The organism is Holdemania sp. (genome assembly GCF_986127675.1).
In genome coordinates this window covers 1-4,204 of sequence record NZ_CFQZWI010000161.1, presented here as the reverse complement: position 1 = coordinate 4,204, position 4,204 = coordinate 1, and the positions used below count along the sequence as shown (strand labels likewise).

Here is a 4,204-nt window from a genome sequence, read left to right as displayed (position 1 = left end):
ATCCGTACGTACGGTGCAATGGGAGGGGCGAAATTTATTTTCCCTCTACCCTATTCCTTGCCGTCTTGAAGTGTGCCGGCGGCGATTGACAGCTGTGCCGCGGCTTGTTACAATGAAACAAAAAAGGTAACTTGTTACCTGTAAAAGGAGAACAACATGGAAATTTCCGATTTGGTGAGGCGCTTTTCCGATACGCCCGAACATCAGCGAAAAGCGATCTTCAGCCAGCTGATGATCGCCGCGAACCGGCTTCAGACAGTTTTTGATCATGAAATACCGCAGGTTACGTTGAAACAGTTCATGCTTTTAACAATGGTCCGGCAGTCTGATCAGCAGCTGACCCTCACGCAGTCAGGCAAATTGTCAGGCTGTTCGCGTCAGAATGTGAAAAAGCTGGCGGAAGCGCTGCAGCGAAAAGGATTTGTTTGCGTGCATCCTGACGCCGCAGACAGCCGCGCCTCACGGATTGAACCCACGCCGGCGCTGGAGGCTTATTTTAATTCGCTGAGCACTTTGTTCCAACAGCGGCTGGCGACGTTGTTCGCGGATTTCAGCGAAGCGGAAACGGAACAGCTTTTTCAGCTTTTGGTTAAATTAGCGGCGGGAATCGACGCGCTGGAAGGAGAACGGGCATGAAAAAAGTTCTGGTTCTGGTTCAATCAAAGTACGGCGCTTCGCGGCAATATGCCAGGTGGCTGGCGGAACGGATAGCCAGCGATCTGGCGGAAACAAAAAATTTTGATCCGAAAAATTTTGATCGTTATGCAAGAATCGTGCTGGTGGGCGGCGTGTATGCTGGAACGGTGGCCGGCGTAGATTTTCTGAAAAAACACCGGGCGCGTTTAAACGGGAAGATGATCGCCGTATTTGCGGTGGGCGCCAGTCCGGCGGATGCGGACGAACTGAATCGGATGCAGCATTGGCTGAACGAAAGGCTGCCGGATGCGGCGTTATTTTACGGCCGGGGGCGTTATGATGAACAGCAGATGAATTTTATGGACCGCACGCTGTGCCGGATGCTGAAAAAATCACTGCTTAAAAAAGATCCGGCTACTCTAAAGCCCTGGGCGCGGGCAATGCTGGAAAGCGAAGTGCGGGGGGCTTGCGACTGGTGCGATCCGAACGCCTTGGAGCCGCTTTGTTCCGTCTTGAAGAATGAAATGAACGAATAAGATAAGACTGCGGCATGGGAGAGTGATCCATGCCGCAGCCGTTTGATTCCAGAGAAAATGAAGGAAAATAATTTATTGTTTTTGTCCGGGATGGCGATGGTCCGCCGGCTTGCGCAAAAGCAGCGAGCGCAGCTTTGTGCCGTCGTAGGGATAAAGCGGATAGCAGTAGTTGCCTGACAATGTGTCGATCTTCAGCATCAGCATGATGATTGCGGCAGTTCCCAAAACCAGCCCCCACGGGCCGAACAGCGCGATCAGAATCAACAAGCTCATCCGGAAGAATTTGAAGCTGTACCCCAGTTCAAAGCTGGGCTGGGCATAATTGCTCAGCGCCACAAAGGCCATATATAAAATGACCTCGCCGTTAAACCAGCCGGTGCTGACGGCATATTCGCCCAAGATCACTGCGCCGAGGATGCTGAAGGCGCTGGATAAAGACGAAGGGGTGTTTAACGACGCCAGCCGCAGACCGTCGATCATCACCTCAATGATCAACAGCTGCGCTAATACCGGAATTGCGGCACTTTGTTCGATCAGGATGAAATGCAGATTTTCCGGCAGCAGCCAGGGACAGCGCAGCGCCAGATACCAGCAGGGCGTAAAGAATAACGTCAGGAAAAAGATCAGGATCCGCACCAGTTTTAAATACGTTCCGATCAAAGGCGGAAAGTAATAATCATTGGCTTCCTGAAAGAAATCGAAGAAATGCGTCGGCAGAATCATCGCTGAGGGCGTGTTGTCTGTCAGCACGATCAGATTGCCTTCAAGGATACTGGCGCTGGCAGTATCGGGGCGCTCGGTAAAGCGGATCCGCGGCAGCGGGTTGAGCCATTGCCTGGGCAGCAGACATTCCGCCAGACTTTCCTGAGACAGACTCAGACCATCAACCTCGGTGTCATTCAGTTTCGTCCGTACCTTCTCCAGCAGTTTTCGATCAACCTTGTCGCTCAGATAGCACAGCACGACATCGGTTTTGGACCGGCTGCCAACCTGAACATATTCATAGATCAGTTGCGGATCGCGGATCCGCCGGCGGATCAAAGCAGTATTGAAGATGAGCGTTTCAACGAATGCATCACGCGAGCCGCGCAGCACGCGGTCATCCTCCGGTTCCTGCATCGAGCGCACCGGATAGCTGCGGGCGTCGATCAGCACCGCTTCCTGCGCGCCCTCGGCCAGAAACAACAGCGTTCCGCTCAACACGGCGTCAACTGCTTTGGCCAGATCGGTCGTGCCTTCCACTTCCAGATAGGGGATCTGTCGGGCCAGCCAGCCGCTGACAGAAGCCTCCGCCAGCGGATCCAGCTTCATCATGTGCTCCATGATTTTCTCCATTACTTCGTCCTTGGCGAAGCCGTCGATAAAGATCAGCTCGCCCTGACCTTGCTTGAGATCAAAGACGGTGCTGACGCAGTCAAAGCTCTCCTCAATCGGCAGCCGCCGGTGCAGATCGGCGGAGAACTCGACGGTGAAAGCGCTTGATTTTTCCAAAAAAATCACCTCGTTTCCAGTATTCCCAAATCTGCGGTTTTCTTGCGGGGAAATTCCTTGTCAAACGGAAAACCGGTGCTATAATAAAACAGGTTTTAAGAAAAGAGGGACGTTGTATGGAATTATTATTTTTTGTCATGAATCAGATTGATAAATTAGATCAGCTGCTGAAAGACTTATCGAATGAAAAGAAATTCAGCGCGACGATCATCGACAGCGCGGGGATGGCGCGGCTGTTGGCGGATCACGATTATCTGTTCGGCTCGCTGCGAGCGCTGTTAAACAACTCGCAGGTCAACAGTAAGACGATCTTCATGGTGCTCAATCATGAGGATGTCGAACACGCGGTGCAGATCATTGAGAAGAACGTCGGCAATCTGGACGAGCCGAACACGGGCGTCGTCTTCACGGTGCCGGTCAGCTATGTTAAGGGCATTGTGAAGAAGGGGTAATCACGATGCAGCAGTTAATGAGTTTAGCGATCCTGCTGCTGACGGGATTGGTTTTCGGCCGGCTGATGAAGCTGGTTAAAATGCCGAACGTCACCGGCTATCTGATCGGCGGTCTGATCGTCGGTCCATCCATTTTAAATCTTGTGCACGCCGATGCGCTCAGTCAGCTCGGCTTTATTTCCAGCGTGGCGCTGGGCTTCATCGCCTTTTCAATCGGCAGTGAATTCAAGGCCAGCTATTTCAAACGCGTCGGCATGACGCCGATCGTCATCGCGATTCTGGAAGCGATGGTGGCGGTCGTGCTGGTTATCGCCTCGCTGATCGCCTTCGGTTTTGATCCGGCATTCTCGTTTGTGCTGGGAGCCATCGCGGCGGCGACCGCGCCGGCGGCGACGATCATGGTCATCCGCCAGTATCGTGCGAAGGGGCCGGTGACGGAAACGCTGCTGAGCGTCGTCGCGCTGGACGATGCGGTTGCGTTAATCGGCTTCGGTATCGCGGTGGCGATCGCCCAGATGATCGAAAACCCGGGCAGCGGTAATCTGATGATGCAGCTGATGGATCCGGTGATCGAGATTCTCGGTTCGCTGGGCAGCGGCGCCGTTCTGGGTTTTCTGATGTTGATTCCACTGAAGTTTTTCCATGATGAAGATAACCGGCAGGCGCTGATCTACGCGTTTATCTTCATTGCGCTGTTTGTTTCCAGCACGTTTGGCTTCTCGGATCTGCTGACGTGCATGGCGATGGGCGCGGTCTTTGCGAACATCTCTAACGAAAGCGACAAGGTCATGGCGATTGCCGACCGCCTGACGCCGCCGATCTTCATGGCGTTCTTCGTCCTTTCCGGGGCGGATCTGAAGCTGAGCATCCTGCCTTCGATCGGCCTGGTCGGCATCATTTATGTCGTCATGCGCGTGGTCGGCAAGTTCTTGGGCGCCTGGGCAGGGGCAAAGATCATGCATGCCAGCGAACCGGTGCAGAAGTATCTGGGCTGGGCGTTATTGCCGCAGGCCGGCGTCGCGATTGGTCTGACCGTCGTCGCGCAGACCGTTGTGCCGCAGTACGCGGAAACCGTGCGAGATCGGAAGG

The 4,204-nt window shown here is 53.9% G+C and carries 5 protein-coding genes; 4 read left to right on the top strand and 1 reads right to left on the bottom strand.

Translation table 11 applies throughout. The features are described 5' to 3' along the window. The first annotated feature begins 156 nt into the window (after positions 1-156). Positions 157-636 (top strand): MarR family winged helix-turn-helix transcriptional regulator, encoded by a 480-nt coding sequence (locus AC5OW4_RS14725; protein WP_195396436.1) that lies wholly within the window; start codon positions 157-159, stop codon positions 634-636. Continuing rightward, on the top strand, positions 633-1,172 hold the full coding sequence (locus AC5OW4_RS14720) for a flavodoxin domain-containing protein (RefSeq protein WP_295769486.1): 540 nt from the start codon (positions 633-635) through the stop codon (positions 1,170-1,172). Before AC5OW4_RS14725 ends, AC5OW4_RS14720 begins: the two co-directional genes overlap by 4 nt. A gap of 72 nt (positions 1,173-1,244) precedes the next feature. Here AC5OW4_RS14720 and AC5OW4_RS14715 read toward each other — a convergent pair whose 3' ends face one another. Continuing rightward, positions 1,245-2,672 (bottom strand): spore germination protein, encoded by a 1,428-nt coding sequence (locus AC5OW4_RS14715; RefSeq protein WP_295769483.1) that lies wholly within the window; start codon positions 2,670-2,672, stop codon positions 1,245-1,247. A gap of 107 nt (positions 2,673-2,779) precedes the next feature. Between AC5OW4_RS14715 and AC5OW4_RS14710 the strand changes: the two genes are divergently transcribed. Further along, positions 2,780-3,115 carry a hypothetical protein gene (locus AC5OW4_RS14710; protein ID WP_006059125.1) on the top strand — a complete coding sequence of 112 codons (336 nt, stop codon included), beginning with the start codon at positions 2,780-2,782 and terminating at the stop codon, positions 3,113-3,115. A gap of 5 nt (positions 3,116-3,120) precedes the next feature. Continuing rightward, positions 3,121-4,204: cation:proton antiporter (locus AC5OW4_RS14705; RefSeq protein ID WP_493677160.1), on the top strand; the 1,084-nt coding region annotated here is incomplete at its 3' end.

Coding starts and splice junctions, on each gene's coding strand:
- AC5OW4_RS14725 (WP_195396436.1), top strand. CDS start 157: ATGGAAATTTCCGATTTGGTGAGGCGCTTTTCCGATACGCCCGAACAT.
- AC5OW4_RS14720 (WP_295769486.1), top strand. CDS start 633: ATGAAAAAAGTTCTGGTTCTGGTTCAATCAAAGTACGGCGCTTCGCGG.
- AC5OW4_RS14710 (WP_006059125.1), top strand. CDS start 2,780: ATGGAATTATTATTTTTTGTCATGAATCAGATTGATAAATTAGATCAG.